Genomic DNA, 26,453 nt, shown 5'->3' with positions numbered 1-26,453 from the left:
TGTACGCCGTGACTGCGACACCTGCGACAGCCAGCACGCCCGGCCCGGCCTGGGGCTTCGGCCTCGCGACGATCGACGCCGCCGGCACCGTCCTCGACGTCTGGTTCCCCTCCCCCGCGCTGGGTCCGGCGCCCGCCGACGCGGTGACGCCCGCCGAGCTGAGCGCGCTGCAGAGCAGCGACAAGGACCGCGGGGTGACCCGCGACGTGCTGCTGGTCGAGATCGCCGACCTCCAGGCGCCGCCGACGACGACCGAGGACGTGTGGCTGCGGCTGCACCTGCTGTCCACGCGGCTCGTCGTACCCCACGCGGTGAACCTCGACGGCCTCTTCGGCCTGCTCATCAACGTGGTGTGGACCAGCGCCGGGCCCTGCCCCGTGGAGGGCTTCGAGGCGATCCGGGCGCGGCTGCGCGCGAACGGCCGGCACCTCACGGTCTTCGGCGTCGACAAGTTCCCGCGGATGGTCGACTACGTGCTGCCGAGCGGTGTCCGGGTGGCCGACGGCGACCGGGTGCGGCTGGGCGCGCACCTGGCCGAGGGCACCACGGTGATGCACGAGGGCTTCGTCAACTACAACGCCGGGACGCTGGGCGCCTCGATGGTCGAGGGCCGCATCTCCGCGGGCGTGGTGGTCGGCGACGGCTCCGACGTCGGCGGCGGCGCGTCGATCATGGGGACCCTCTCCGGCGGAGGCAAGGAGATCATCTCGATCGGCCGGCGCTGCCTGCTCGGCGCCAACTCCGGCGTCGGCATCTCCCTGGGCGACGACTGCGTGGTCGAGGCCGGCTGCTACGTCACCGCCGGTACCAAGGTCACCATGCGCGACCTCGACGGCAAGCCCAAGGTCGTCAAGGCGCTGGAGCTCTCCGGCGCCAGCAACGTGCTGTTCCGCCGCAACTCCGTCACCGGGGCGATCGAGGCGGTGCCGTGGCAGGGCGGCGGCATCGAGCTCAACGCGGCGCTGCACGCCAACTGATCACCGGCTGACCCGCGTTTCCCCCGACCCTGACACTTGCCTCATGGTGACGGCATGAGGATGCGCACGGGCGTCGCGCTGCTGGGGCTCGCCGCCGTCGGCGTGGTCGCGGCCGTGGGGTACGGCGTGCTCGACCACGTCTCGCCGTTGCTGCAGCAGGACGGGTGCACGGCGACCGTCAGCGACCGCACGGTGCGGCTCAGCGTCGAGCAGGCCGAGAACGCCGCCCTGATCACCGCGATCTCGGTCGGGCGCGGGATGCCCGCGCGGGCGGCGACGATCGCCCTGGCCACGGCGTACCAGGAGTCGAAGCTCTACAACGTCGAGGCCGGCGACCGCGACTCCCTCGGGCTCTTCCAGCAGCGGCCCTCGCAGGGCTGGGGCACCGCCGCGCAGGTGCTCGACCCCTACTACGCGACCAACGCGTTCTACGACGCCCTGGAGAAGATCGGCGACTACGAGTCGATGCGGGTGACCGTGGCCGCCCAGGAGGTGCAGCGCTCCGGCTTCCCGGAGGCGTACGCCGACCACGAGGCCGACGCCCGCGTCCTCGCCTCGGCGCTCAGCGGCAACTCCCGCCGCGCGTTCAGCTGCCGGATCTCGGACGCTCCCGAGTCCGCGCCCGACCGGCTGATGGACTCGGGGCTGACTCGTCGCGCCGACGTCGTACGCCGGGAGGTCGGTCAGCTGTTCGGCGGGCCGCCGATGGGGGGCTTCGCCCCCGGCGGGGTCTCGACCGGGCACATGGAGGGGTCGGCCCACTACGACGGCCGCGCGATCGACGTCTTCGTGCGGCCGGTCGACGCGGAGAACAAGGTCCGCGGCTGGGCGATCGCGCAGTACCTCGTCGCGATGGCCGACCGGCTCGGCATCCAGCACGTGATCTTCGACGACCGGATCTGGACCTCCGGGTCCGCCTCGGACGAGGGCTGGCGCGACTACGACCCGCCCGAGCGCGCCGGGGACCGCGCGGTCCTCGAGCACCGCGACCACGTGCACGTCGACGTCTTCGACTGATCGGCGGGACGTCAGACGGAGGGTGTCACCTGCGGCTCCGTCCGCATGACGTCCTGGTCTAGGAGGCCAGCCGGGCGACGGCGGCGTCGACCCGCTCGTCGGTGGCGGTGAAGGCGACGCGCACGTGGCGGGCACCGGCCCGGCCGTAGAAGGCGCCGGGGGCGACCAGGACGCCGCGCTCGGCCAGCCAGGAGACGGTGTCCCAGCAGTCCTCGTCGCGGCTGGCCCACAGGTACAGCGAGGCCTCGGAGTGCTCGATGCGGAACCCGGCCCCGGTCAGGGCCTCGCGCAGCCTGGCCCGGCGGGCGGCGTAGCGGGCGTGCTGCTCCAGCGCGTGGGCGTCGTCGTCGAGGGCGGCCTTCATCGCGACCTGCTGCGGGCCGGGCATCATCAGCCCGAGGTTCTTCCGCACCGCGAGCAGCTCGCCGATCAGCGCCGGGTCGCCGGCGACGAAGCCGCACCGGTAGCCGGCCAGGTTGGAGCGCTTGGACAGCGAGTGCACGGCGAGGATGCCCTCGGCCGAGCCGCCGGAGACCGACGGGTGCAGCACGGAGAGCGGGCGGTCCTCCCAGGCGCACTCCAGGTAGCACTCGTCGGAGACCAGGATCGTGCCGCGCTCGCGGCACCAGTCCACGACCTTCTTCAGGTGCTCGCGGGGCAGCACCCGGCCGGTCGGGTTCGACGGGGAGTTCAGCCACAGCAGCGCGGGCCGCTCCGGGCCGAGGGAGGTCAGCGAGTCGGTGGCGACGGCGCGGGCCCCGGCGAGCGCCGCGCCGACCTCGTACGTCGGGTAGGCCAGCTCGGGGTAGACGACCAGGTCACCGGGGCCGAGGCCGAGGTGCACCGGCATCGAGGCGATCAGCTCCTTCGAGCCGATCACCGGCAGCACGGTTCCGTCTGCGGTGTCCAGGCAGGTCACGCCGTGCCGCCGGGCCAGCCAGTCCAGGCAGGACTCCCGCAGGTCGGCCCGCCCGACGGTCAGCGGGTAGCCCGGCGAGTCCGCCGCAGCCCGCAGCGCCTCCTGGACGACCTCGGGCGTGGGGTCGACCGGGGTGCCGACCGAGAGGTCGACGATGCCGTCGGGGTGCGACCGGGCCCGCTCGCCATACGCGAGCAGGTGGTCCCAGGGGAAGTCCGGCAGCCGGGCGGAGACCGTTGGTTTCGAGGCTCGCGTCGCTCGCACCTCAACCAACGGGTGCCTCAATGGTCCTGGTTCTGCGGGGGCAGCTCGGCGATCATCGGGTGGTCGTGGTCGATCTCACCCAGCTTCGCCGCGCCGCCCGGGGAGCCGAGGTCGTCGAAGAAGTGCACGTTGGCGTCGTAGTACGCCTTCCACTCCTCCGGGGTGTCGTCCTCGTAGAAGATCGCCTCGACCGGGCACACCGGCTCGCAGGCCCCGCAGTCCACGCACTCGTCCGGGTGGATGTAGAGCATCCGCTTGCCCTCGTAGATGCAGTCGACGGGGCATTCGTCGACACACGCCCGGTCCTTCACGTCGACGCACGGCTGAGAGATGACGTAGGTCACCGAATCCTCCTGTAGGGCGTAGCGGAAGCGCTGCTCGGCACAGCCTAGTATCCGAAACGTGGCTGAGGCGGCAGGACCCCAAGATGTGGGCGGACACCCGCTCGGATCGCACTCCCTGGGGCCGCACGTCGTGGGCGAGCGAGTGGTGGTACGCCGAGTGCTGCACGGCCGGACCGGGCCGTCGGGCGGACCGGCGTTCACCGACGTCCTGGGCGTGTGCGTGTCGTGGGCGGACGGCGTCTGTGTCGTGCGCCGCGACTCGGATGGGTCGGGCGAGTCGGTGACCATCGCCACGGCCGACATCGTCTCCGGCAAGCCGGTGCCGCCACGGCCCTCGCCCCGGCACCGGGTGCCCGCCCAGGAGGCGCAGCTGCGGGCGCTCGCGCTGTGGCCCGGGCTGGAGACCCGGCCGCTGGGCGACTGGCTGCTGCGGCACTCCCCGGCCACCACCGCGCGGCGGGCCAACTCGGTGCTGGCGATGGCGCCGTCCGGGGTGGCCGACGACTACGCCCAGGTGCTCGAGTTCTACGCCGGCCGGACCGGGCGGCCGATCGCGGCGGTGCTGCCGGACTCGGCCGAGGACGAGCTGTTCCGCTCGCACGGCTGGGTCGTCGAGAGCCACGACGCCGACACCCACTTCCAGCTGGCCGGGGTCGCCCAGGTCCGGCGGGCGCTGCGAGGTGCCCGGCCGGCGGAGCCGACCGGGGCGGCCGAGCTCGAGGAGCACGGCGACCTGGCGACCGTCCGGTTCGGCGACCGGGCCCGCGGGGTGGCGGCGTACGACCGGGACTGGGTGGGCTTCCGGGGCATCGAGGTCGCGCCGGAGCACCGCCGGCGGGGGCTGGGGCTCGCGGTGATGGCGGCGCTGCTGGAGTGGGGCGCCGAGCGCGGCGCGACCACGGCGTACCTCCAGGTGCTCGGCGACAACGAGCCCGCCGTCGCCCTCTATGAGCGGCTGGGGTTCACCACGCACCACGCCTACCGCTACCTGGCGCCGCCGCCCGTTGCCGGTCCCTGAGCGCCGAGGAGCCGCTCGCTGCGCGCGGTGATCCAGGGCCAGGCCACCCGCACCACAGCGAGCAGCAGCGTCCCGGAGACGATCATGCTCCCGATGTTGGCGCCGAGCTGGGCCAGCGACCCGAGGATCTCGCTGGGCTCGCCGACTGCCAGGCCGAGCGCGAGGTTGCCGGCCGCCGGCACCGTCGTGACGCTGATGAAGACACCGACCATGGTTGCGGTCTTCTCGACCGCCAACGCCAGCGCCCCGGCGGCGCCGGCCAGCAGCGCGACCACGAACGACCAGAGGTCGGGGTGCCAGATGAAGCCGGTGTTCGGCCGCGGCCGGGTGACGTCCGCCGCGGTGATCGCCCCGGTCCAGGTGGCGAGCAGGGCGAGCACGGTGACCACGGCGATCGCGAAGGCGAACGTGAGCACGAGCAGCCGCAGGCTGCGCCCGACCAGGCCCCAGCGGCCCAGGACCAGGCCGGCGCAGGCCGCGGCGATCGCGCTGAACTCGGGGCCGACGACCATCGCGCCGACCACGAGCACCGCGGAGTCGGTGATCACCGCGACCGCAGCCAGCGAGACCGCGATCACCAGGAACACCAGGTAGGACACGGTCGGCACCGCACCCGACTCGGCCTGCGCCTCGACCGACTCCCAGATCACCGCGTCGTCGGGATGCCCCGGGGCGGCGGCCTCGAGCCGGCGGGCGGCCGCGAACGGTGTCCCCGTCGGCGTCATGATCACGATGCCCCCGGACTCGTCGAGCCCCAGCCGGTCGAGCTCGTCGAGCAACTGGCCGGCCTGCTCTCGCGCAACATCGCACTCCACGAGGTCGCCCTCGGGCCGCAGGCACGCCCCCTCGGCCACGGTGACGTTGGTGGTGCACGCGTGCTCGAGGAGCAGCGTGCGGACCGGCTCGGACAGCTCGCGGGGCACGGTGAGACGCAGGTGGGCCAGCACCCGTCGAGCGTACGGCGGCAATCGGTTGGCGCCCCGGCGCCGTGCCGACCTACGATCGGGGTGGCCGGGTGAGGCGTGACGACCCTCGTGACAGTCCGGCCCGCGCGGATCGGCGTACCGACGAGAGGCCGAGCCCCGACAACGGGAAATCGGCGAAGGTGTGGTGGCACCGCGACCTTGCCCCCGCCCACACCTCCAGGGCTTCACGCGACTGGAGGCAGCCATGACATCCGTACCACCCCGCACGCTCTGCTCCGCCCTGGCCGCCGCGAGGCCCGGGGAGGTGGTCCGGCTGCAGGGCTGGGTGCACCGCCGCCGGGTGCTGCGCGAGCTGACGTTCCTGGTCGTGCGCGACCGGAGCGGCCTGGCGCAGGTCGTGGTCCGCGACGGCTCGGCCGTGCCGCCCGAGGAGACGACCGTCGAGGTGGTCGGCACCGCGACCGCGAACGCCCAGGCGCCGGGCGGGATGGAGCTGACCGGCCCGACCGTCACCGCGCTGACCGAACCGGCGGCGACGCCGCCGGTCGAGCTGTGGCGACCGGGCCTCGACGTGGCGCTGCCGACCCTGCTCGACCACGCGCCGGTCACCTGGCGGCACCCGCGGCAGCGGGCCCGGTGGGAGCTGGCCGCGGCGTCGGTCCGCGGCTTCCGCGCGACGCTGGACGCCGCCGGCTTCACCGAGGTGCAGACCCCGAAGTTCGTGGCGTCCGCGACCGAGTCCGGGGCGAACGTGTTCGAGGTCGACTACTTCGGGCGCCCGGCGTACCTCGCCCAGAGCCCGCAGTTCTACAAGCAGCAGCTGGTCGGCGTCTTCGAGCGCGTCTACGAGGTCGGCCCGGTCTTCCGCGCCGAGCCGCACGACACGGTGCGCCACCTGGCGGAGTACGTCTCGCTCGACGTCGAGCTCGGCTTCGTCCGCGACCACCGCGACGTGCTCGCGGTGCTGCGCGAGGTGCTGGCCGGGATGGTCGCCGCGGTGCGCGAGCACGCCGGCGCGGCGGTGGAGCGGTGCGGCGCCGAGCTGCCGGTCGTGCCCGAGGAGATCCCGGTCCTGCACTTCCGCGACGCGCTGGCGCTGGTGGGCGCCCCCGAGGACGAGCCGGACCTGGCGCCCGAGCACGAGCGGGCGATCGGTGCCTGGGCGCTCGCCGAGCACGGCAGCGACCTCGTGGCCGTCGAGGGCTACCCGATGGCGAAGCGGCCGTTCTACACCCACCCGTGGCCGGGCGACGAGCGGTGGTCGAACAGCTTCGACCTGCTGTTCCGCGGGCTCGAGCTGGTCACCGGCGGGCAGCGCCTGCACCGGCCCTCGGAGTACGACGCGGCGATCCGCGCTCGGGGCGAGGACCCGGCGGCGTACGCGTCGTACCTGCAGGCCTTCGAGCACGGCATGCCGCCGCACGGTGGCTTCGCGATCGGCCTCGAGCGGTGGACGGCCCGGCTCACCGGGGTGACGAACATCCGCGAGGTGACGCTCTTCCCGCGCGACCTGACCCGGCTCACCCCCTGACGGCGGCAACGATCGTCGGGTTCACCCGATGACGACGGTGCGGATGTTGGTGAACTCTCGCGCGCCGAGTGCACCCAGTTCGCGCCCGTAGCCGCTCTGCTTCACGCCGCCGAAGGGGAGCCGCGGGTCGGACGCGGTGGTGGCGTTGACGAAGAGCGCGCCCGAGCTGATGCGGGACCCGATCTCGAGCGCGCGGCCAGCATCCGCGGACCACACGCTGGCCCCCAGCCCGTACGGGGTGGCGTTGGCCAGCGCGACCGCCTCGTCATCGGTGCCGAACTCGATGACTGCTGCTGCCGGGCCGAAGGTCTCTTCGGCCATCACCGGCATGTCGGGCGTGACGTTCACCAGGACGGTGGGGGCGTACCAGGCGGGTCCTCGGTCCAGCGGCTTGCCCCCGGTGAGGACGACCGCGCCGGCTGCGACCGACTCGTCGACCTGGCGCCCGAGGTTCTCGGCCAGGTCGGCCCGGGCGAGCGGCCCGATCCTGGTGCCTTCCTCGTCCGGCGGCCCGATCACCAGGTCCTCCACCGCGGCAGCGAACCGTCGAGCGAACTCGGCGGCCAGGGTCTCGTGCACGATGAACCGCTTGGCGCACAGGCAGGACTGGCCCGTGTTGAGGAAGCGCCCGGCCACCGCCCTGGGGATGACGAGGTCGAGATCGGCGTCGGCGAGCACGACGAACGGGTCGGATCCGCCCAGCTCCAGGACGGTCTTCTTGGCGGCGCGGCCGGCACTCGCGGCGACGCTTGCTCCCGCCCTGTTGCTGCCGGTCAGGGTCACCGCAGCAACGCGGTCGTCCTGGATGAGCCGGTCCACGATGCTGGCAACCTCATCCTCGGCCACGAGAAGGGTGCGGAAGACACCAGCGGGAAGACCCGCCTCGGTCAGCACCTGCTCGATGGCGAGCGCGACCCCGGTCACGTTGGGCGAGTGCTTGAGGATGCCCGCGTTGCCCGCGGCGAGCGTGGGCGCGACGAAGCGGAACACCTGCCAGAACGGGTAGTTCCACGGCATCACCGCGAGCACCGTGCCGAGAGCCTCGTAGCGGATGAAGCTCCGGGAGCCGCTGGCGGCGACCTCTTCGTCCGCCAGCTGCCCGGGTGAGGTCTCGGCGTAGTACTCGCACACCCACGCACACTTCTCGACCTCCGCGATGGCCTCCGTTATCGGCTTGCCCATCTCGGCGGTGGCAAGAGCGCCGAGCTCGGCGGCACGGTCCCGGAGGATCCCAGCGGTCCTGAGCAGTACGGCGGTGCGGACGTCGATCGACGAGTCAGCCCAGAGCTTCTGGGCCACGGTGACCTGGGTGAGCACGCCCTCGATGTCCGTGTCCGTCATGACGTCGTAGCGGCCCAGCTCACGGCCGGTCGCGGGGTCGACGGTGATGATCGGGTCAGCGGCCATGTCGAGACCCCCTCTCCCTATGGGTGTTCGGCACCCGCCGGACCTCAGACATCGATGGTGGTGTACGTCTTGACCGATCGCTCCTCGAGGTACTCGAGGATGTAGCCGAAGACGTTCTCCTGGAAGTACGGCGTGGCCTTGTGTGCCTCGTACCCGGCTTCGTCGGAGTACTGCTCGTAGAGGAAGAAGGTGCGCGGGTCCTCAGGGGAGACCTGTGCCTGGTAGAAGAGGTTGGCCTCCTCGCCGCGAGAGAGCGGTGTCATCTTTCGGATGACGTCCTCGACCCGCTGCTGCTCGCCTTCCTTGGCCTTCCAGATGGCGGCTACGACGAATGCCATGAGCGATACCTCTTCTTCCTCTGGTGGGGTCGTACCGGTGTGCTGACTCGGGGTCAGGCCGGTCGAGGCCCGATGACGTTGCGGAGCACTCCGATACCGGAGGCCTCCATCTCGATGATGTCGCCGGCGCTGAGCCAGCGGTCGAGCTCCATGCCGCTGCCACCGGTGGCCGTGCCGGACCCGAGCACCTCGCCGGGGTGCAGCACGAGCGCTTGGGACGCATAGGCGATCATCGACTCGAACGCATGGTGCATGTCTCGGGTGTTGGCGCCACCCCAGCGCTCGCCGTTGACGCGGACGTCGAGGTCGACGTCGTGCGGGTCGATCTCGTCAGCGGAGACGATGCAGGGGCCGAGGACGTTCGAGCCGTCCCAGTCCTTGGCCTTGCCCGGCCCCATCCCCACCGCCAGCTCGCCCACCTGGACGTCACGAGCGGACAGGTCGTTCCAGATCGTGTAGCCGAAGACGTGGTCGAGGGCACTGGCCTCGGCGATGTCCTTCCCCGGACGGCCGATGACCGCGGCGAGCTCGAGCTCGTGGTCGAGCCTCTCGGTGTACGCCGGCCACGGGATCTCCTCGTCCGGTCCGATGACGGTGTCCGGCAGCCCTTTGTAGTAGGCCGGTATCCGGTACCACTCCTCGGGTATCGCCTTGCCGAGGGCCGGGAAGACATTGAGCAGGTGGCCCTCGAAGGCGAGGAAGTCACGCAGGGTGCGCGGCCGCAGGGGGGCGCGCAGCACGGCGTTCGGCACGCCGCGGGTGCTCCCGATCGGTGCCCCGGCCTCGATGAAGGCGACCATGTCGCCATCGAAACCTGCATCGACCACGGCGTCGCCGTCGAGGTAGCCGACCCTGCGACCGCGGATGTCCGGGGACTCGTAGGTCACATACCTCACTCGCCGGGCTCCCCGACTCTGCCGATGGTCATCACGTGGTCACTAGAGCGTCGTCACGGGCCGCGACTGCAGCATGTACAGGCCCGTGGAGTCGTAGGCCCACTCGATGTCCTGGGGGCCACCGTTCAGCTCGGCGAGGTGGAGTCCCAGCCTCGCGAGGTCGGCCAGCTCGGACGCCGAGAGCACCGGCTCGTCGACGACCCGCGCCTTCTTCAGCGTCCCCTGGCGATCCAGCGTGTAGTAGTCCGGGGTGACCTCGCCGGAGACGACGTACTCCCCGACCCCGCGGGCGGCCTCGACGACGATGCGGTCCCTGCGGTGGTTCACCGGATCTACGGTGAACATCACGCCGGCCTTCTCCGCGTCGACCATCTGCTGGACGACGACGGCCATCGAGATGTCTCGCAGGTCCCCCTTGTGCTCGCGGTAGAAGAGCGCACGCTCGGAGAAGAAGGAGAGCCAGCAGTCCACGACCTTCGCCAGGACGTCGTCGAGCGTCTCGACGAACAGGTAGGTCTCCTGCTGGCCGGCGTAGGACGCGTCGTTCCCGTCCTCGGCGCAGGCCGAGGACCGCACCGCGACGGAGGTGCCTCGGGGCAGCTCGTCGTAGGCGGCCTTGATCAGCCCGGCAGGGGGCACGGTCTGCGCGACGACGGCACGGGCACCCTCCAGGTCTCGGACCTCGAGGCAGCCCAAGAGCCTCTCGGCGTCGACCGCCTCCGCGAACGCCGTCGACGTGATGACGAAGCCGGGCGGCACCGGAAGCCCGTTCTGGGTCATGGACGCGAGGCTCGCGCCCTTGCCGCCCGACAACGCGACCTCGCGGCATCGCTCGTCGGTGAAGGCGAGGACGAGGGGGGTCTCGGGCATGGAGGCTTCCTTCCGACGGGGCGCTTCCGACCGGATCATCGTGCTCACAGCTGACCTCGCACGTGCGCGGCCCGATCTGTCGCGCCGTCGTTCGGGTCGGTCGAGAGCACCTGGACCATGCCGGTCGCCCCGTTCACGCGGATCTTGTCGCCGGTCTTGATCTTGCGGGTGGCGTCCGACGTGCCGACGACAGCCGGGATGCCGAACTCGCGAGAGACCACCGCGGGGTGCGACGCCATGCCACCGGCATCGGTGACGAGGCCTCCGATCTTCGTGAACAGCACGACCCAGGAGGGACTGGTCATCCGGCAGATGATGATCTCGCCCTGCTCCACCTGGCTGAACTGCTCAGGCGACAGCACGACACGAGCGGTCCCCTCGATGACACCCTTCGATGCTCCCAGGCCCTGGATCTCCCCCTCGACCTCGGACGGCTTGCGGTAGACCTTGTCCGGGAACGCCCACAGCGCCAGGTACGGGAACGCCAGGTTCTCCTCCGTCGCGGTCCCCAGCCAGTCACGCGGGCGCAGCTCGTAGGCCGTCTCACGGTCGTCGCGTCGATCACCGACCAGCGCTTCGGCGTCGAATCCGTTGCTGCCGGCCATGAGGGTGCGCAGCTCGTTGTAGCGCAGGTACATGACGTCCTCCGCATCGCTGAGCTTGCCGAGATCGACGAGCATCTTGCCGATCGCGATCAGCACGAGCCGGACCCGGGCGTTGGTTCCTTGGTCGATGTAGAAGTGGTGATCGGGCGTCAACGGGTTCATCCGCAAGCTGAGGTCGAGCGCGCCTCGGAGTCGCTCGAGGTCCTCGCCCTGGACGCCCTCGATCGCCTCGGCCTTGGCCGCCTCGAGGTCCGTGCCCACGGCGGCGATCTCGGCCGGGTAGTCGTAGTCGGACTCGAGGTAGCTGCGGATCGACTCCAGGACGGGAGCGGGGTCCTCGCGCCAGGTCTTGAACGAGAACTCGTGGGCGTACATGGACTTGTACCCGAAGACGGCCTGGTAGGACTCGATCTCCTCCGCCAGGAAGGCCCGGCCCTCGGGTGTCGACTCCAACTCCACACGGATCTCGGCCGCGGTGTCCCTGGTGAAGGCATCGGCGACCGGTCCGACGACCTTCTTGATCTGCTCCTTGATCTTCCACAGCTCCTCGATGGAGTCCCAGTTGCGGTTGTCGAGGGAGCTCTGCAGGCGACCCGTCAGGTCGGAGTGGTCGCCTTCACCCTTCACCTCGGCGATGATCGCGTTGAGGTTCGTGGTGGAGGAGAACTGGGCGAAGTTGAGCACCCAGTGGATCTGCCAGTGACGATCGTGCATGTCGATCGCGTCCTCGAGCAGGATCGCGAGCTCGACCAGGCTGGCGGAGTCGTAGTCGTAGGCGTCGAAGCGCTCGAAGTTGCGGGTCATCTCGGGCACGAGGCGGTCACGCCACCAGTGCAGGAAGTTCTCCGCGTAGTAGGGCAACGTCCAGCCGAGGTAGCCACCGATCTCCGCGGCGTACTCGTCGTTGTCCGGGACGCGGGGCACGTACCGGGCGCCGTACTCGGTCGTCTCCGCGGACAGGCCGGGCTGCGCCGGGATGGCAGCGGTGTAGACGTACCCGTTGACGATCTTGGAGATCCAGTCCGAGGCGAAGGGCGTCCCGAACCGGCGGAACATGTAGTCGCACTTGAGCCACCAGCCGCCGATATCGGCGTACATCGGCGAGACCGGGTTGGGGATGTGCAGGTCGTCGTGGACCCACAGGAGGTCCTGTTGCCCGTTCTCCCAGTGGACGGGGAACTCCTCGTCCCCGAAGAAGGTCGCTACGGTCTGGGTCATCGAGGGCCCCTCCTGGTGGGTGGCGTCGGCGTCGTGACGACGGCACTACAATGGATTATCGATAATCTAGAGTGATGTGAGTCACTCGTCAAGCCGGGCCCGCGACCCCGGGGCGGCTGCCCCGGGGTCGCGGCCGTCAGGCATCGGTGAGCCGGCTCACCACTCGCAGACGTTCGGCGGGTTCTCGGGGTCGCACTTGGCCTCGGTGGCGATGGCCTGGACGACCTCCAACGCGCGCTCCGGGTCGAGCTCGATCGGCTCGCCGTGGCTGCCGTCCTCGGCGAAGGGCGTGTAGGACTGGACGATCTGGTTCACGCCGCCGTCGGTGTAATCACCGGAGCCGGTGATGCCGTCGTAGTCGATCTCCTCACCGTCCCGAATGAGCTTCAGGCAGTCGGCGTAGGTGTAGCAGATCGTTCCGGGTGCCTCCCCGACCTCGTGCATGGCCGGCGCCCAGTCACTCACCTTGTAGGAGCCACCGGCCTCGACCGCGAGCGCGGTCTGCACCATCAGGTCGTAGGTGGAGTAGTGGTAGGCGTCGCTCGGCGGGCCGAACTCGTCGGCGTACCCGGGTGTGCTCTCCCAGAGCTCGGAGAAGAAGTCCCAGGCCGGCGACTCATCGTTGTAGGAGAAGGCTGCGAAGCCGATCCCCTGCTGCTTGGCGAGCGGTCCGGTGCCCAGCGTCTTGATGAACTCGGGCTGGACCCAGCCGGTCTCGCCGATCCACTCCAGCGAGATGCCCGCCTCGGTGGCCTGCTTGATCAGCGTTGCGGACTCGACGGAGCCGGCCTGGACGATGACCACGTCGGGGTCCAGGTCGGCGATCTTCCGTGCCTCGGCAACATAGGACGGCTGCTCGGCGCCGGCATCGATCCGCCCGACGACCTCGAGTCCGAGGTACTCGGCGGTCTTCTCCGCAGCGTCGGCCGCGAGCTGGAAGCCTTCGACGTTGGTCGCGAAGATGGCCACCGACTCGGCGCCGATCTGCTCGGCGTAGAGGGCGCCGGTCATGCCGAGCGTCTCGTCCAGGCCCTGGGCGCGGAAGATGGGCTCTTCGGCCTTGCCACCGAGGTTTCCGGGGATCGCGCCACCGTGGACCGAGGGTGCGAGGGGGCTGTCCTCCTCCTGCCACCGCTCCAACATCAGGTCGCGGTAGGTCCGGTAGCCGTGAGCGATGCTGACCAGGATCTCCGCACCGTGACGGTCCAGGCAGGTGCGCGCGGCCTGTGCCTCGCCGACCGTGCCGAGGTCCTCGTGGAACAGCTTCCAGGACCGGCCGAGCGGGGGATCCTCGTTGATGACCTCCTCGACCGGGAACACGACGTCGGCGGTCAGGGACTTGCCGTAGGAGCCGAACTCGCCGGTGTAGTAGGCCAGCTCACAGACGGCCACGTCGCCCGTCGCCTCCTTCTCCTTGCCGGAGCTGGTGGTGCAGCCAGCGGCCACCAGCGTGATGGCGAGCAGCGCAACGAGTGCGCGGCCCACCGGGACAGAACGCTTCATCGGGGTGTTCCTCTCTCCGTGCCAGTTCTTTCCTGGTCAGATCTGATAGGCGTGCTTCAGCTGCTCGGTGGTGAGCTCGGATGCGTCCATCACGGCCGACTTCTGGCCGAGGCTGAGCACCATCACGCGGTCGGCAACCCCGAGTGCCTGCGTGGCGTTCTGCTCCGCAACGACGATGGCTACCTGCCGTTCGACGCGGATGCGGCGGATCGCCTCGAAGAACGTGCTGACGTACAGCGGAGAAAGTCCCGCGGTCGGTTCGTCGAGGAGGAGGAGCGTGGGTTCCTGCATGAGGGCTCGACCGCAGGCGACCATGCGCGACTCGCCCCCGCTGAGCGTGCCGGCGCGCAGGTTCAGCTTGCGCTTGAGATCCGGGAAGAAGGCGAAGACCTCGTCGATGCGCTCGGACACGGACCGGTCGCCGAACATCCCGCCCACTCGCAGGTTGTCCATGACGGTCAGGTCGGGGAAGACACCGCGTTCCTGAGGCACGTACCCCACGCCGAGACCCGCGCTCTGGTAGGCCCGCATCCGGCTGATGTCGGTGCCTCGGAAGGTGACGGTCCCCGCCATCAGCGGGTTGAGGCGCGCCAGCGTCGCGAGCAGGGTCGTCTTCCCGGCACCGTTGGCGCCCAGGATCGCGAAGACCTCGTCGCCGACGGTGAAGTCGACCTCGTCGAGAACGGCGATCCCGTCGTAGCCGGCTCGCAGGCCACTGACCTCGAGCACCCTGGTGGTATCAGACATGACCCTGCCCCAAGTAGCTCTCGACGACGGTGCTGTGTTCTCGGATCTCCGACGGTTCACCGCGGAGCATCACCCGGCCCTCGGCCATGAAGGTCACCTGCGTGCAGAGGTTCCAGATCACGTCGAGGTCGTGCTCGATGATGACGACGGTGGTGCCGTTGCCGGCCAGGTCGTCCACGGCGTCCATGACCTTCTGGGTCACCTCACCCGGAAGTCCAGCCGTCGGCTCGTCCAGGAGCAGGACGGCGGGCTTCAGCAGCAGGCACCGGATGATGTCGACGAGCTTCTTCTCGCCGGCCGAGAGCGCCAGCCGACGCGTGTTCTCGAGCCCGAAGTGATCGAGCTGGCGCTCGATCTCGGCGCGGTGCTCCTCGTACGTCGCGCGCTCCCCCATCAGATGAAGCGGGAACTCACGGCGTTCCGGAGTGACCGACAGCAGGAGCGAGTCGAGGATCGTCAGCCCATCGAAGTCGGTGATCACCTGGTTGGTCTTCACCACTCCGCACTGAGCGATCTTGTGGGCGTGGAGCCGGGAGAGCACGACGTCGCGATGCCCGGCTCGTTCGAGGCGGATCTGCCCCGAGTCGGCCTTGAGGGAGCCCATGATCAGGCGCATCAGGGTCGTCTTGCCCGCACCGTTCGGTCCGATGAGGCCCTCGATGGGGTGGTTGCCGAGGCTCAGGTCCTCGACATCGACCACCGTGCGGCCTGCGAAGCTCTTGACCACGTTGGCGAGGGTGAGCCGGGGGCGCGGCGCGGTCCGAGCTGCCAGCTCGGGCCGAACCGTCGTGGTGGATTCAGGCACCATGGATCCTCTTCATGAGTCGGTCGCGCCGCATGTGGCCGAGCAGGCCGAGGGGCCGGAAGACGAGGACCAGGATCAGCGCCAGTCCGAACATGACCTCGCGCAGCAGCGGGATCGTCTGGGTGTACCAGTCCGCCGGCAGCGGGATGTAGGACTGGATGACGATGTCGAACACGCCGACCGTCAGCAGCACCCCGACCACCGCCCCGAGAACGCGCACCGAGCCGCCGACGACGAGACCGACGACGGCGGCGAGAGTCAGCTCGATGCCGAGGCTGGAGACCTCGAGGAACCGCACCATCACGCCGTACATCGCCCCGAGCAGGCCCATGAGCGCCGAGGTGACGGTGAACAGCCCGAGCTTGGTGCGTGTCGCGGGCTTGCCGAGACTCTTGGCGAGCGGCTCGTTGCTCCCGATCGCGATGAGCAGCCGACCGTAGGGGTTGCGATGGACGAGCCAGACGTAGGCGAGGATCCCGGCGACGAGTGCGACCAGCACCAGTAGCCAGATCAGCTCGTTGACGGCCACGTCGCCCGTGTCGTAGGGGAAGCGCAGGCCCCCCATGCCGAGCGCCCCGCCCGTCAGGTCCTGTTCGGTCGTCGCGAGGAGCGCTACGGCAGTCGCGAAGCCCAGGGTCCCGACCATCACACCGTCGACGTCGAGGTCGGCGATCAGCCAGCCGACAAGAAGTCCGCACAGGCCCGCGGCCACGGTGGCCAACGCTGCGCACACGACGAACTGGATCGGATCCCCGAACGGCCAGTCGACCCGGACGTAGAGCACACCGAAGGCGTAGAGGCCGACCCCCCAGAACCCGACGACGCCGAAGTTGGCGATCCGGCTGAGGCCGAGCTGCAGGTGCAGCAGGAGCGCCAGCCCGATCAGCATGACGACGTGGAACAGGCCTGAGATGAGGAACGTGTCGAGGACCATGGCGTCAGACCTTCGTGCTCTCGGTGAGCCGGCGTCCGCGCGCCTTGAGCACGACCAGGAAGCCGATGATGAGGACCACGTGCGCGTACAGGACCTGGCCCAGGGTCAGGGTCATGAAGGCGAGCACGATGCCCGTCCCGATGCCGACGACCATCACGCCGTTGAGGCCCCAGATCCCACCGACGAGGACGACGAGAAGGATGAGGATGAAGACCCGGCTCCCGAGCATCGGACTGACCGAGGACCCGACGCCGTAGAACGCACCGGCCATGCCACCCGCGAGTCCGGCGATGAACCAGATCAATACCGTCACCGCGAACGGCCGGATCCCGCTGACCTGGGCGAGCGCCTCGTCCCCGGCCAACGCGCGGACCATCAGGCCGTAGCGAGACCGCTGGATGAACAGGTAGAGGCCGACGGCGAGGACCAGGACGCTGATCAGGGCCACCAGGCGGAATGACGCCACCCCGACACCGAGAATGTTGACGCTGTCGGGCGGCGGGACGTCGAAGAACCGCACCGGCGTGCCGAAGACGAACTGGAGTCCGTACCGCAACGCGATCGACAACCCGAACGAGATGATGATCAGCTCGAGCACCCCCACGCCGCGGAGCTTCGCGGGCCGGAAGATCAGCAGGTAGGTCGCCACGCTCAGGAGACCGGCGAGGACTCCTGCCGGGACCAGCACCGCGAAGAAGCCGAGCCCGTAGGTCGTGTTGAGGTGCATGGCGAAGTAGGCCCCCAACGTGACCGTCTCCGCGTAGGCCACGTTGATCAGCCCGGTCAGGCGGTACAGCAGCGCGAAGCCGGTGGCGGCCAGCACCAGGGGGGCATGCTCGGTGAGTCCGATGACCAGGGAAGGGACGACCGAGGACAGGTTCCCGGTCATCCAGATCAGGGCCAGCACGGCTACGGCGGCAGCCGCCAGCCTCCCCGGACCGCCGAGGTTGCGACTCGCCAGTCCCCCCGGCGAGGGCACCGGAACTCGTGCGCTCACGGTCCGATCTGACGAGCGGCCGCTCACGTCAGCCCGCCAACAGCGCGGCACGCGAGGGAGCTCGCCATGCCTCGCCCGGTCAGGTGAGTCGCGTCCATCTCCACCCAATCTCCTGGGTCTCGGACCCAGGTCTCAATCAGTCGATTCTCGATAATAGATGGAATGTAACCGTGGTCACATGACCCGTCAAGGCCCCGGAATCGGCCCGCTAGCCGCGCTTGACAGCCTCACATCGAGAATCGATTATGTCTAGAAACCGGACGAGAGCACGAGCGATCGCTTTCCGGGATGGCCCAGGCTCGAGTCCCTAGGAGGTCCACGTGCAGCGCGTCACGCCGCATGTCTTCACGTCCACCACGATCCGTGGCTGCAACCCCAGCTACGTCGTGACCACCGCCGGCGTCGTCCTCATCGACACGCCGCAGCTGCCGACCAAGGCAGTCCAGATGCGCAAGCAGGCCGAGGCCGAGGGCCCGATCCGGTTCGTGATCAACACCGAGCACCACGTCGACCACATCTTCGGCAACTACTTCTTCAAGGGCGCCGGCGAGGTGGTCCACCATCAGGGTGTCGCGGACAACTTCATGGTCCCGACCCCCGACCTGGACCCGTTCGCGTACGCCATCGAGGCGATCCCCACCGACGACCCGGAGGCGGCGGCCATCGTGCCCGACCGGGACACCTACTACGAGGATCCGAACCGGGGTGACCTCGTGTTCACCGGCGACCTGGAGCTCAAGGTCGGCGAGAAGACCTTCCACCTCATCCACACCCCCGGCCACACCCCCGGCCAGATCGCGGTGTACGTACCGGACGAGCGGGTGGTCTTCACCGGCGACACGGTGTTCTCCGAGTGTCAGACCTGGCTGATGACCTCCGACGTCGAGCAGTGGATCGGCGCGCTCGATGTGATCGGCAGCCTCGACGTCGACCACGTGGTCCCCGGTCACGGACCGGTGACCACCCCGGCGTACCTGGCCACCCAACGCGCTGTGCTCCTGGAGTGGACCGGTGCCGTCGCCGAGGCCGTGGCGTTGGGCTGGTCGCGTGAGGAGACCATCGCTCGCATCGACTTCCGCGACAAGTTCGGCCCGGTCGACATCGGCCAGGGCTACATGATGGACCACATCCAGACGCTCAACGCCGCGTCGTTGTGGGACAAGTTCACCACCAAGCGCTCTCCCGCCCGCTGAACCTGCACACCCACTTCGACCGGAGGAACCTCATGGCCACGGCCCACGTCAACACGACCGAACTGCAGCGCTTCAGGCTCGACGATCGCGTGGCCGTCGTCGCGGGCGGCTCGGGCGGCGTCGGGGTCCGGACCTGCGCTGCGCTCGCCGGGGTCGGCGCCAAGGTGGCCATCATCGGCCGGTCCGAGGCGGGGCTCGCCACGGCCCGCGGTGCCGTCGAGGAGGCCGGCGGCGAAGCTCTCGTGATCGCCGGGGACATGTCGGAGAAGGCAGCCGCCGATGACGCCGTCCAGCAGACCCTCGATGCCTTCGGCCGCGTCGACGTCCTGGTCAACGGGATCGGCGGAGGCGCCGGAACCGCCCTGCACGCCGCCGAGGACTACCCGCAGGCGGACTGGAATCGGATCCTCGACCTGAACCTGACGACAGCGCTGCTGGTCTCCCAAGCCGCCGCCCGGGCGATGGTCGCCGGCGGACGAGGCGGCGCCATCCTCAACATCAGCTCCGTGCGCGGCCAGCTCGGCATCGACGCGGGCTTCTCCGCCTACGTCGCGGCCAAGGGCGCACTGGACGCGTTGACCCGGCAGCACGCCACGGAGTGGGCGAAGCACGGCATCCGGGTGAACACCATCGCGCCGACGTTCGTGCGCACCGAGCAGGCGGCGGAGCTGCTCGCCGCCCCGGGGTTCTACGACAACCTGGTCAGCCGGATCCCGCTGCACCGGATCGCGGAGACCGACGACCTGGTGGGCGCCGTCCTCTTCTTCTGCTCCGAGGCCTCGTCCTTCGTGACCGGACAGCTGCTCACGCTCGACGGCGGCCTCACGGCCACCCAGTGAGCGACCGGTCGGTGGCCACCACGGCGACGTGCGCCGTCGTCCGCGAGACGGGCGGGCCGTTCCGGCTCGAGCAGGTCGAGATCTCGGGGCCCCGGTCGGACGAGGTGCTCGTGGAGGTGGTGGCGTCCGGCTTGTGCCACACCGACCTGCTGGTGCGCGACTCCCGGCCGGAGTCGCTTCCCGCGGTGCTCGGCCACGAGGGAGCAGGGATCGTGAGGGAGACGGGAAGCGCGGTCCGCGGAGTCACGATCGGCGACAAGGTGGTGCTCAGCTTCCCGTCCTGCGGCCAGTGCCGGCGCTGCCACACCGGCCGGTCGGCGTACTGCGACTCCATCGCACAGTTGAAGTTCGGCTGCTGTCGCGCCGACGGCTCGGTGGCCACGACCGACCTGGACCACCGCCCGATCGGGGACCACTTCTTCGGCCAGTCGTCCTTCGGAACGCTCTGCGTCGCCAACGCTCGTAGTGTCGTGAAGGTCCCGGACGACACCGACCTGCGCATCGCCGGACCGTTGGCGTGCGGGGTGCAGACCGGCGTGGGCGCCGTTCTCGACGTGCTCCGAGTGACCCCCGGCTCGTCGGTGGCGATCTACGGGACCGGCTCGGTCGGCCTGTGCGCCGTCATGGCGGCGCGGCTGTGCGGCGCCACGACGATCGTGGCGGTCAACCGCCGGGCCTCCCGGCTCGCGATGGCGGCCGAGCTGGGGGCCACCCATCTGTTCTCCCCGGAGACGGTCGATCCGGTCGAGGCGATCCGGGACGCGACGGGGGGCCGCGGCGTCGACTTCGTGCTCGAGACGACCGGCGTCCCGGACGTGCTGACCCAGGCGGTGCGGTCGCTGGACTCGCTCGGCACCTGCGCCTACGTCGGCACGGCGCCGCCCGGCGCCACCGGTGGCATCGTGATGCTCGAGGCGATGACCAAGGGCCTGACGGTGCGTGGCGTCCTGCAGGGCGACAGCACTCCGAGCCAGATGATCCCCCGCATGCTCGCGCTGCACCAGCGCGGGCTGCTTCCGTTCGACCGGCTGATCACCCACTACTCGTTCGAGGAGATCAACCAGGCAGCCACCGACTGCCTCGACGGGGACGTGGTCAAGCCGGTGCTGCTGATGAGCGGTGACCCGTCGTGAGGATGCCGGCCGTCAGCAGGGCGGACGCCACCGGCGCCCTCGGCAGACAACTATGTGAGGAGCACAGATGCGCGACCCAGTGACCAGCCCGGCCGCCCCCTCCCCCGGCCTGCCCGTCCCCCCGCTGCTGCGGATGACGGAGGAGACTCCGACCCGGCTGTGGAGCGACTCGGTGACGGCCAAGGAGCTCTCGGCCGCGATCGGCTGGGGTGCGGTCGGGGCGACGTGCAACCCGGTGATCGCCCTGGCCGCACTGCGCGAGGACCTGCCCCAGTGGCAGCGGCGGATCCGCGAGTACGCCGATGCCCACCCCACGGCGTCGGAGTCGCAGATCGGCTGGGCGATGGTCGAGGAGCTCTCGATCGAGGCCGCGGGCCTGCTCACCGACGCGTTCGCCGAGCACGCCGGGCGCAACGGCCGCCTGTCGGTGCAGACCGATCCGCGGCACTATCGCGACGCGGACGCGCTGGTCGCGCAGGCGGTGCGGTTCGACGCCCTCGCGCCCAACATCATCGTCAAGATCCCGGCCACCGAGGTCGGCATCCGGGCGATGGAGGAGGCCACCTACCGGGGGGTGAGCATCAACGCGACCGTGTCGTTCACGGTGCCACAGGCAGTCGCCGTGGCCGAGGCCATCGAGCGCGGCCTGGATCGCCGCGAGGCCGATGGCCTCGACGTCTCCCGCATGGGGCCGGTCTGCACGATCATGGTCGGGCGGCTCGACGACTGGCTCAAGGTCGTGGCCGAGCGTGACGACGCCCCCGTGGACGCCGAAAGCCTGGAGTGGGCGGGGGTCGCGGTGTTCAAGCGCGCCTACCGCATCTTCCGCGAGCGCGGCTTCCGGACCCGCCTCCTCTCAGCGGCGTTCCGCAACCACCTGCACTGGAGCGAGCTGGTCGGGGGCGACGTCGTGATCTCGCCACCGTTCGAGTGGCAGCTACGCCTCAACTCCAGTGGCATCGAGCCGCTGCCGCTGATCGACGAGCCGGTCGGCGACGCCGTCCTGGACGGTCTGCACCGGGAGCTGCCCGAGTTCCGGCGAGCCTACGAGCCGGACGGCATGTCGATCACCGAGTTCGAGGACTTCGGCGCCACGCGGCGCACGCTCCGCCAGTTCCTCGTCGCGTGCGCCGAGCTCGAGAGCGTGGTGCGCGACGTGCTGCTTCCCGATCCGGCGAGGTAGCGCCTCGGACTCCCCCATCCAGCGGGGTGAGCGTGTTCAGTCGTGGGTCCGACCGGCGCTCATGCTCTCCTCGCGTTCCGAGGCGCCGGCCGCCTGCTGCTCGACGACCTCCGCGAGGTGGTCCGCCAGCCAGTCACGGATCTCCTCGAAGTGGCTCTCGATCGCGCGGATGACGCCGTCGGTGTCGCGCACGCGGATCGCGTCGAGGATCGGGGTGTGCAGGCCTGCGGTCCACTGCGGGTCCGAGCCGGGGCCCGCGAGCGTGATGTAGGTACGAGAGATCGGCTCCAGCGACCGCCACACGCGAAGCAGCGTGCGGTTGCCCGCCAGCTCCATGATCCGCTCGTGCAGGCTGGCGTCCACGACGGCGAGGGCCCGGCCGTCGGACGCATCGGCGGCGCGCTGCATCTGCTCGCCGATGGCCAGCAGCCCGGCGATGTCGTCATCGGTCAGCCGAGCCATCGCCAGCCGGGCGCCCAGCACCTCGATCGTGCACCGGACGACGTAGGCCTCGAGCAGCTCGGTCGCCTCGAGCCGGCGGACGCGGGCCCCCCGGAACGGGGCGATCTCGACGATCCCCAGGGCCTCGAGCCCGCGCAACGCCTCACGCACGGGGGCCTGGCTGGTTCCGAGCTCCTTGGCCACAGCGGTCTCCACGATGCGGGAGTCCGGAGGATAGGCGCCGCTCAGGATCGCCTCGAGCAGCCACTCCTTGACCTGGTCGGCCAGCACACTGCGCGTCAGCGGGTCGGAGCTGGACATGAGGCGCCCTCCAAGGTCGTCGTCGCGAAAGAGCGGTCGCAGGGGATCGCTCCCATACTCCCGCAACCCACCCCTTACTAGTCGCTCTGTCGAGACGCGCGTGAAAACGAGGGTGCCGTCGATAATCGATTACATCGTACGAGCACGGCCTGTTCACCGTCAAGCCGACGGGCCGGCGGGGGTGCTGACGACGGGACCTAGCCCCCGTCGGGGCCGGCGCCGGCCCCGCCGTTCTCGTCGTCGAAGTGATCGCGGAACAGGGCGCTGACGTTGAGCTGGTGTTCGCGTGCGTGCCGAGCCGCCAAGGTGGCGTCCCCCTTCTCGAGCGCGTCGAGGATCAGCTTGTGCTCGCGGATGATCGAGGTGACGTTCGCCTTGGGGAGCGTCAGGGTGATGAACGTGCGCGCGAACGGCTCCAGCTGGTCGAAGACGTGCGCGATGGCCTGGTTGGTGGAGGTCGTGACGATGAGCCGGTGGAACTGGGCATCGGACTGTGTCAGTGCCACGTGGTCGCCGGCGGCGTGGTGGCGTTGCATCTCGGCGTAGGTCTCCCGCAGCTGGCCGAGCAGGTCCTCGTCCAGCAGCGGTGCCGCCAGGGTCGCTGCCAGCGCATCGATCTCCGAGCGGACGACGCTGATGTCGGACAGTTCCTTCGCGGTGGGCAGCCGGACCCGCGCTCCGCGCCGGGAATGGATCGTCACTATTCCGATCGCGGCGAGGTCTCGAAGCGCCTCGCGCACCGGGGACTGGCTGGTGCCCAGCTCCTTGGAGAGCTGCAGCTCGATGATCCGTTCCCCAGGCTTGTAGTAGCCGCTCATGATCCTGTCGAGCAGGAGCTTCTTCACCGAGGTCGACAACAGCTCCCCGCGGATCGCCGACTCAACGCCGTGCCCGTTGATCACGGTGCTCCTCCTCGGACGTCTCGCGTACGCCCCATGTTCTCACGACTCGTCTCCCGGGCCGTTGCGTTACTTCGCCGAGCGGAGCGCAAGTCGGCGGCGGGCCTCGGACGGCGTGGCGAGCTCGCGGTAGAGGGTGGTCGCCACCGACCGGAGACGTTCCACCTGGACCCGGCTCGACTCGGCGAGCCTGCCCGGCCCGTCCCACAACGAGTCCTCGAGCCCGACCCGGGCGTTGGCACCCAGGGCCAGGGCGATCGTCCCCACCCGGATCTGGGCCGCGCCGGCCCCGAGGGTGGACCACTCGAACTGGTCACCGAACAGCCGCGTCGCGGTCCGTCGCAGGTGCAGCAGGTCTTCGACGTCGGCGCCGATGCCACCGAGCAGGCCGACGACCGTCTGGATGAACAGCGGCGGCTCCACCAGTCCCCGGTCCAGGAAGTGCGCCAGGTTGTACAGGTGGGCGGTGTCGTAGCACTCGAACTCGAAGCGGGTTCCCTGGTCACCGCACGTCCTCAGGATCCGTTCGATGTCCGCGAACGTGTTCTTGAAGACGAGGTCCTTGTTCCCGAGGTGCCGTCTCTCCCAGTCGTGGTCGAGCTCTGGGAACCGGTCCAGCATCGGGTACAGGCCCATGTTCATGCTGCCCATGTTCAGGGAGGCGAGCTCGGGCGCGAGGGAGATCGCCGGCTCGATGCGTTCCTCGACCGTCATGTGCGGGCTGCCGCCCGTGGTGAGGTTGACGACGACATCGGACTTGCCCTGGATCTCGGCGAGCAGCTCCCTGAACAGCCCCACGTCCTGGACGGGGTGACCGTCCTGCGGGTCACGAACGTGCAGGTGCACGATCGCGGCGCCGGCGTCGGCAGCCGCGAGCGCCGCTACAGCGATCTCGTGCGGCGTCACCGGCAGATAGGGGGACATGGAGGGTGTGTGGATCGCCCCGGTGGGGGCGCAGGTGATGATCGCGTCTGGCACGGAACCTCCTCAACGAGCTCGGGTCAAGACGTCGCGGGTGCGACGTCCTCGATGTCGGGCGAGCCGGACCCGACCGACAGCCGATAGCCGGTGACCAGGGCCGGCTCGCCCGGGTCGAAGCCGTCTCGCCACAACCCCAGCGCCCGCAGCACCGGGGAGTGCGTGACGGCGACGACCGTCCTGCCTCGCCAGCTCGGCACGTCCGTGAGGCTCCCGGCGAACGCGAGGATCCGCCGGGCCACAGCCGCTGCGGTGTCACCCGGGGGCGACTGGTGGGCGACCCAGAAGCCCACCCGCTCCGGATGGGCCAGCCAGTCCCGGAAGAACGGCACCCGGTTGACGTCCTCGGCCGTGAGGCTCGCGGTCTGCTCCGCGAGCGCGGCCGCCGTGCTGACCATGGAGACGCGATCTCCCCCGAGGTAGAGGTCCGGGTTGCGCAGGGCGAAGCTGTCGAGGATCCCCGTCGCTTCTGCGCCGCTCGCGTCGAGGGCCTCGACGATCCCCTCGGCGGTCTCGCGGGTCCTGCGGGTGCCGCCGTAGAGGACCGCACCCACGTCGTAGCCTGCCGACCTGATCCAGGCGCCGGCGAGCCTCGCCTGCGCCTGCCCCTGATCGGTGATGGGCACGTCGCCTCGGTGGCCTTCGACATGGGCATGCCGCAGGAGGAGCACGGTGACCGGCGCGGTGGCGGCGTCGCTCGCAACGTCGCCGGGCGTGCCCCCGGGAACTCGGGTGGGCTCGGGCTCGATCTCGCTCACCCGACCGCCACGGTCGGCTGCTCACGTACGGCCCACTGCTTCATGAAGAGCTCGAAGATGGCGTCCGCGAACTCCTCGTCGTTGGCGTTGTTCTGCATCTCGATAAGCTCGATGCCGGGGTCGAGGGTCCGGCGGATCGCGTCGAACAGCGGCGTGACGTCGACGCCATGCCACTGGCTGCCCTCCTTGAAGTAGTTGTCAAGGCCAGCCAGCGGCAGCCCGACGGCCTTGGGTCCGGACGCCTGGTTGACGTGCTCGGCGAGGTACTCGCCCAGCTTGACGAGCTCCTCGGGAGTAGCGAGGAGCGAGGTGATGTTCGGGTTGTGCACGAGCACGTTCCGTTCGGGGGTGTTGAACTCGGCGGGGATCGTGTCCACCGCGCCGAAGTTGAAGCACTCCATCGCACCCGGCACGACCACCTGCGGGATGCCCGTCCGGATCGCGGCCGCCATGCGCTCGCACCCGGGATCGAAGATGCCCTTGTTCCAGTGGTTGAGCACTTCGGGGAGCGTGTAGTCGATGAGGCCGTCGATGGCGCCCTGGTCGATGAGGTGCTCCATGCCGGCACCCTCGCCGACGGCGTGGAAGGTGACGACCTCGAAGCCCTCGGCCTCGAGGCGGCTTCGGACGCGCATCACCCCAGGGGTGGTCACGCCGAACATCGAGACGGCGATCAGCGGCTTGCTGGCCTCGGCCTGGGCCCGGATCCGCGCCCTCCCCCTGGCCATGCCCGCGACACTGTTGGCGGCGTTGCCGAGCACCTGCTTGGAGATGCTGTTGAGCCCGGCGATGTCGGTGACTGCGTTCGCCATGTGCAGGTCGGAGTGGCCGACGTACGGGCGGGTGTTGTTGGACGCCATCGTGCTGACGATCAGCTTGGGGAAGCCCAGCCCGAGGTTCTTGAACGCGCCGCTGAGGAGGTCGGTGCCACCCGTCCCACCGAGACCGACGACCGCGTCGATGCGGTCCTGGCTCACCAGCTCCTCGAGGATCTGCTGCAGACCCTCGCTCATCTTCGTGACAGCCAGGACCCGGCCCCCGGCGCCCTCGACCCCGGACTGGAAGTCCTCGAGACGGATGCCGGCCCGCTCGGCGACGTGGGCCGCGTCGACATCCGGCGTGAAGCCCGGCTCCCCGAGGACGCCGCAGTCGATCACATGGACGTCCACTCCGGCAGCGAGCAGACAGTCCCTGACATAGGCGTACTCCGCACCCTTGGTGTCCAAGGTCCCGGCGAGGCACACAACAGCCTTGCGCTCCATCACTCTTCTCCGATCACTTGCGTTGTGGTTGCTTCAGACCCGTTGAAGCACTCTGGTGCGGCGCCGCCAGTACGCGGCATCGATCTGTTCGTGCGCGACACGCGGCCGGCAAGGTCCTCGGCTCGCCGGT

General features: G+C 70.0%; 26 protein-coding genes. 8 read left to right on the top strand and 18 right to left on the bottom strand.

Going from position 1 to position 26,453, the window contains the following annotated elements; all coding sequences use genetic code 11:
• Positions 1-8: 8 nt before the first annotated feature.
• On the top strand, positions 9-977 hold the full coding sequence (gene dapD, locus QMC84_RS18885) for a 2,3,4,5-tetrahydropyridine-2,6-dicarboxylate N-succinyltransferase (RefSeq protein ID WP_300377448.1): 969 nt from the start codon (positions 9-11) through the stop codon (positions 975-977).
• A gap of 54 nt (positions 978-1,031) precedes the next feature.
• Positions 1,032-1,994 (top strand): hypothetical protein, encoded by a 963-nt coding sequence (locus QMC84_RS18880; RefSeq protein WP_300377446.1) that lies wholly within the window; start codon positions 1,032-1,034, stop codon positions 1,992-1,994.
• A 58-nt stretch (positions 1,995-2,052) separates the two neighbouring features.
• Here QMC84_RS18880 and dapC read toward each other — a convergent pair whose 3' ends face one another.
• Positions 2,053-3,177 (bottom strand): succinyldiaminopimelate transaminase, encoded by a 1,125-nt coding sequence (dapC, locus tag QMC84_RS18875; protein ID WP_300377444.1) that lies wholly within the window; start codon positions 3,175-3,177, stop codon positions 2,053-2,055.
• A gap of 17 nt (positions 3,178-3,194) precedes the next feature.
• Positions 3,195-3,521: a ferredoxin gene (fdxA, locus tag QMC84_RS18870; RefSeq protein WP_011754654.1), complete on the bottom strand. Its 327-nt coding sequence runs from the start codon at positions 3,519-3,521 to the stop codon at positions 3,195-3,197.
• A gap of 58 nt (positions 3,522-3,579) precedes the next feature.
• On the opposite strand from fdxA, the gene QMC84_RS18865 reads away from it, so the two are divergent.
• On the top strand, positions 3,580-4,539 hold the full coding sequence (locus QMC84_RS18865) for a GNAT family N-acetyltransferase (RefSeq protein ID WP_300377437.1): 960 nt from the start codon (positions 3,580-3,582) through the stop codon (positions 4,537-4,539).
• On the opposite strand, the gene QMC84_RS18860 is transcribed toward QMC84_RS18865, so the two are convergent.
• Positions 4,506-5,486 (bottom strand): DUF389 domain-containing protein, encoded by a 981-nt coding sequence (locus QMC84_RS18860; protein ID WP_300377436.1) that lies wholly within the window; start codon positions 5,484-5,486, stop codon positions 4,506-4,508. The two genes, QMC84_RS18865 and QMC84_RS18860, sit on opposite strands and share 34 nt — an antisense overlap.
• A gap of 223 nt (positions 5,487-5,709) precedes the next feature.
• Here QMC84_RS18860 and aspS point away from each other — a divergent pair, with 223 nt between their 5' ends.
• The gene (gene aspS / locus QMC84_RS18855; RefSeq protein ID WP_300377434.1) at positions 5,710-6,996 is read left to right on the top strand and encodes an aspartate--tRNA(Asn) ligase; all 1,287 of its coding nucleotides are present in this window, start codon (positions 5,710-5,712) and stop codon (positions 6,994-6,996) included.
• 21 nt (positions 6,997-7,017) lie between these two features.
• On the opposite strand, the gene QMC84_RS18850 is transcribed toward aspS, so the two are convergent.
• From QMC84_RS18850 to QMC84_RS18805, 10 genes are all read right to left on the bottom strand, one after another.
• The gene (locus QMC84_RS18850) at positions 7,018-8,403 is read right to left on the bottom strand and encodes an NAD-dependent succinate-semialdehyde dehydrogenase (protein WP_300377432.1); all 1,386 of its coding nucleotides are present in this window, start codon (positions 8,401-8,403) and stop codon (positions 7,018-7,020) included.
• A 44-nt stretch (positions 8,404-8,447) separates the two neighbouring features.
• Complete coding sequence (locus QMC84_RS18845; RefSeq protein WP_300377430.1) at positions 8,448-8,741, bottom strand: putative quinol monooxygenase; 294 nt, start codon at positions 8,739-8,741, stop codon at positions 8,448-8,450.
• Between the two features lie 53 nt (positions 8,742-8,794).
• Positions 8,795-9,628 carry a fumarylacetoacetate hydrolase family protein gene (locus tag QMC84_RS18840; RefSeq protein ID WP_300377428.1) on the bottom strand — a complete coding sequence of 278 codons (834 nt, stop codon included), beginning with the start codon at positions 9,626-9,628 and terminating at the stop codon, positions 8,795-8,797.
• A 51-nt stretch (positions 9,629-9,679) separates the two neighbouring features.
• Positions 9,680-10,507: a PEP/pyruvate-binding domain-containing protein gene (locus QMC84_RS18835; protein ID WP_300377426.1), complete on the bottom strand. Its 828-nt coding sequence runs from the start codon at positions 10,505-10,507 to the stop codon at positions 9,680-9,682.
• A gap of 44 nt (positions 10,508-10,551) precedes the next feature.
• On the bottom strand, positions 10,552-12,330 hold the full coding sequence (locus QMC84_RS18830) for a PEP-utilizing enzyme (protein WP_300377424.1): 1,779 nt from the start codon (positions 12,328-12,330) through the stop codon (positions 10,552-10,554).
• A gap of 156 nt (positions 12,331-12,486) precedes the next feature.
• The gene (locus QMC84_RS18825) at positions 12,487-13,833 is read right to left on the bottom strand and encodes an ABC transporter substrate-binding protein (protein WP_300377422.1); all 1,347 of its coding nucleotides are present in this window, start codon (positions 13,831-13,833) and stop codon (positions 12,487-12,489) included.
• Positions 13,834-13,869: 36 nt separating this feature from the next.
• Positions 13,870-14,580, bottom strand: coding sequence for an ABC transporter ATP-binding protein (locus QMC84_RS18820; protein ID WP_300377420.1), 711 nt, complete (start codon positions 14,578-14,580; stop codon positions 13,870-13,872).
• Positions 14,573-15,385 (bottom strand): ATP-binding cassette domain-containing protein, encoded by an 813-nt coding sequence (locus QMC84_RS18815; RefSeq protein ID WP_300377418.1) that lies wholly within the window; start codon positions 15,383-15,385, stop codon positions 14,573-14,575. The genes QMC84_RS18820 and QMC84_RS18815 overlap by 8 nt, the downstream gene beginning before the upstream one ends.
• Positions 15,378-16,319 (bottom strand): branched-chain amino acid ABC transporter permease, encoded by a 942-nt coding sequence (locus QMC84_RS18810; RefSeq protein ID WP_300377416.1) that lies wholly within the window; start codon positions 16,317-16,319, stop codon positions 15,378-15,380. The genes QMC84_RS18815 and QMC84_RS18810 overlap by 8 nt, the downstream gene beginning before the upstream one ends.
• Before the next feature lie 4 nt (positions 16,320-16,323).
• Complete coding sequence (locus tag QMC84_RS18805) at positions 16,324-17,316, bottom strand: branched-chain amino acid ABC transporter permease (RefSeq protein ID WP_300377414.1); 993 nt, start codon at positions 17,314-17,316, stop codon at positions 16,324-16,326.
• 320 nt (positions 17,317-17,636) lie between these two features.
• Between QMC84_RS18805 and QMC84_RS18800 the strand changes: the two genes are divergently transcribed.
• From QMC84_RS18800 to QMC84_RS18785, 4 genes are all read left to right on the top strand, one after another.
• Entirely contained in the window at positions 17,637-18,509 is an 873-nt protein-coding gene (locus QMC84_RS18800; protein WP_300377412.1) for an MBL fold metallo-hydrolase, read from the top strand.
• A 32-nt stretch (positions 18,510-18,541) separates the two neighbouring features.
• Positions 18,542-19,348, top strand: a complete 807-nt coding sequence (locus QMC84_RS18795; RefSeq protein ID WP_300377410.1) for an SDR family oxidoreductase — start codon at positions 18,542-18,544, stop codon at positions 19,346-19,348.
• Complete coding sequence (locus QMC84_RS18790) at positions 19,345-20,481, top strand: NAD(P)-dependent alcohol dehydrogenase (protein ID WP_300377409.1); 1,137 nt, start codon at positions 19,345-19,347, stop codon at positions 20,479-20,481. Before QMC84_RS18795 ends, QMC84_RS18790 begins: the two co-directional genes overlap by 4 nt.
• A gap of 67 nt (positions 20,482-20,548) precedes the next feature.
• The gene (locus QMC84_RS18785) at positions 20,549-21,664 is read left to right on the top strand and encodes a transaldolase family protein (RefSeq protein ID WP_300377407.1); all 1,116 of its coding nucleotides are present in this window, start codon (positions 20,549-20,551) and stop codon (positions 21,662-21,664) included.
• A gap of 36 nt (positions 21,665-21,700) precedes the next feature.
• Here QMC84_RS18785 and QMC84_RS18780 read toward each other — a convergent pair whose 3' ends face one another.
• The 5 genes from QMC84_RS18780 to QMC84_RS18760 all read right to left on the bottom strand — a co-directional run bounded on the left by QMC84_RS18780 (position 21,701) and on the right by QMC84_RS18760 (position 26,323).
• Entirely contained in the window at positions 21,701-22,426 is a 726-nt protein-coding gene (locus tag QMC84_RS18780) for a GntR family transcriptional regulator (RefSeq protein WP_300377405.1), read from the bottom strand.
• Between the two features lie 197 nt (positions 22,427-22,623).
• On the bottom strand, positions 22,624-23,328 hold the full coding sequence (locus tag QMC84_RS18775) for a GntR family transcriptional regulator (protein ID WP_300377403.1): 705 nt from the start codon (positions 23,326-23,328) through the stop codon (positions 22,624-22,626).
• Between the two features lie 66 nt (positions 23,329-23,394).
• A complete protein-coding gene (locus tag QMC84_RS18770) occupies positions 23,395-24,303 on the bottom strand; it encodes a 3-keto-5-aminohexanoate cleavage protein (protein WP_300377401.1) in 909 nt (302 codons plus the stop codon).
• 23 nt (positions 24,304-24,326) lie between these two features.
• Entirely contained in the window at positions 24,327-25,061 is a 735-nt protein-coding gene (locus QMC84_RS18765; protein WP_300377399.1) for a phosphoglycerate mutase family protein, read from the bottom strand.
• Positions 25,058-26,323, bottom strand: a complete 1,266-nt coding sequence (locus QMC84_RS18760) for a Tm-1-like ATP-binding domain-containing protein (protein WP_300377397.1) — start codon at positions 26,321-26,323, stop codon at positions 25,058-25,060. The genes QMC84_RS18765 and QMC84_RS18760 overlap by 4 nt, the downstream gene beginning before the upstream one ends.
• Positions 26,324-26,453: the final 130 nt, after the last annotated feature.

The sequence above is a fragment of the Nocardioides sp. genome (assembly GCF_030019515.1).
Classification (GTDB): domain Bacteria; phylum Actinomycetota; class Actinomycetes; order Propionibacteriales; family Nocardioidaceae; genus Nocardioides.
This window is presented reverse-complemented; position numbering and strand designations above follow the sequence as displayed.

Excerpts from the sequence above, each read along its gene's own strand:
- QMC84_RS18880 (WP_300377446.1), top strand. The coding sequence starts at position 1,032 with ATGAGGATGCGCACGGGCGTCGCGCTGCTGGGGCTCGCCGCCGTCGGC.
- aspS (WP_300377434.1), top strand. The coding sequence starts at position 5,710 with ATGACATCCGTACCACCCCGCACGCTCTGCTCCGCCCTGGCCGCCGCG.
- QMC84_RS18850 (WP_300377432.1), bottom strand. The coding sequence starts at position 8,403 with ATGGCCGCTGACCCGATCATCACCGTCGACCCCGCGACCGGCCGTGAG.
- QMC84_RS18845 (WP_300377430.1), bottom strand. The coding sequence starts at position 8,741 with ATGGCATTCGTCGTAGCCGCCATCTGGAAGGCCAAGGAAGGCGAGCAG.
- QMC84_RS18835 (WP_300377426.1), bottom strand. The coding sequence starts at position 10,507 with ATGCCCGAGACCCCCCTCGTCCTCGCCTTCACCGACGAGCGATGCCGC.
- QMC84_RS18830 (WP_300377424.1), bottom strand. The coding sequence starts at position 12,330 with ATGACCCAGACCGTAGCGACCTTCTTCGGGGACGAGGAGTTCCCCGTC.
- QMC84_RS18825 (WP_300377422.1), bottom strand. The coding sequence starts at position 13,833 with ATGAAGCGTTCTGTCCCGGTGGGCCGCGCACTCGTTGCGCTGCTCGCC.
- QMC84_RS18820 (WP_300377420.1), bottom strand. The coding sequence starts at position 14,580 with ATGTCTGATACCACCAGGGTGCTCGAGGTCAGTGGCCTGCGAGCCGGC.
- QMC84_RS18810 (WP_300377416.1), bottom strand. The coding sequence starts at position 16,319 with ATGGTCCTCGACACGTTCCTCATCTCAGGCCTGTTCCACGTCGTCATG.
- QMC84_RS18795 (WP_300377410.1), top strand. The coding sequence starts at position 18,542 with ATGGCCACGGCCCACGTCAACACGACCGAACTGCAGCGCTTCAGGCTC.
- QMC84_RS18785 (WP_300377407.1), top strand. The coding sequence starts at position 20,549 with ATGCGCGACCCAGTGACCAGCCCGGCCGCCCCCTCCCCCGGCCTGCCC.
- QMC84_RS18780 (WP_300377405.1), bottom strand. The coding sequence starts at position 22,426 with ATGTCCAGCTCCGACCCGCTGACGCGCAGTGTGCTGGCCGACCAGGTC.
- QMC84_RS18760 (WP_300377397.1), bottom strand. The coding sequence starts at position 26,323 with ATGGAGCGCAAGGCTGTTGTGTGCCTCGCCGGGACCTTGGACACCAAG.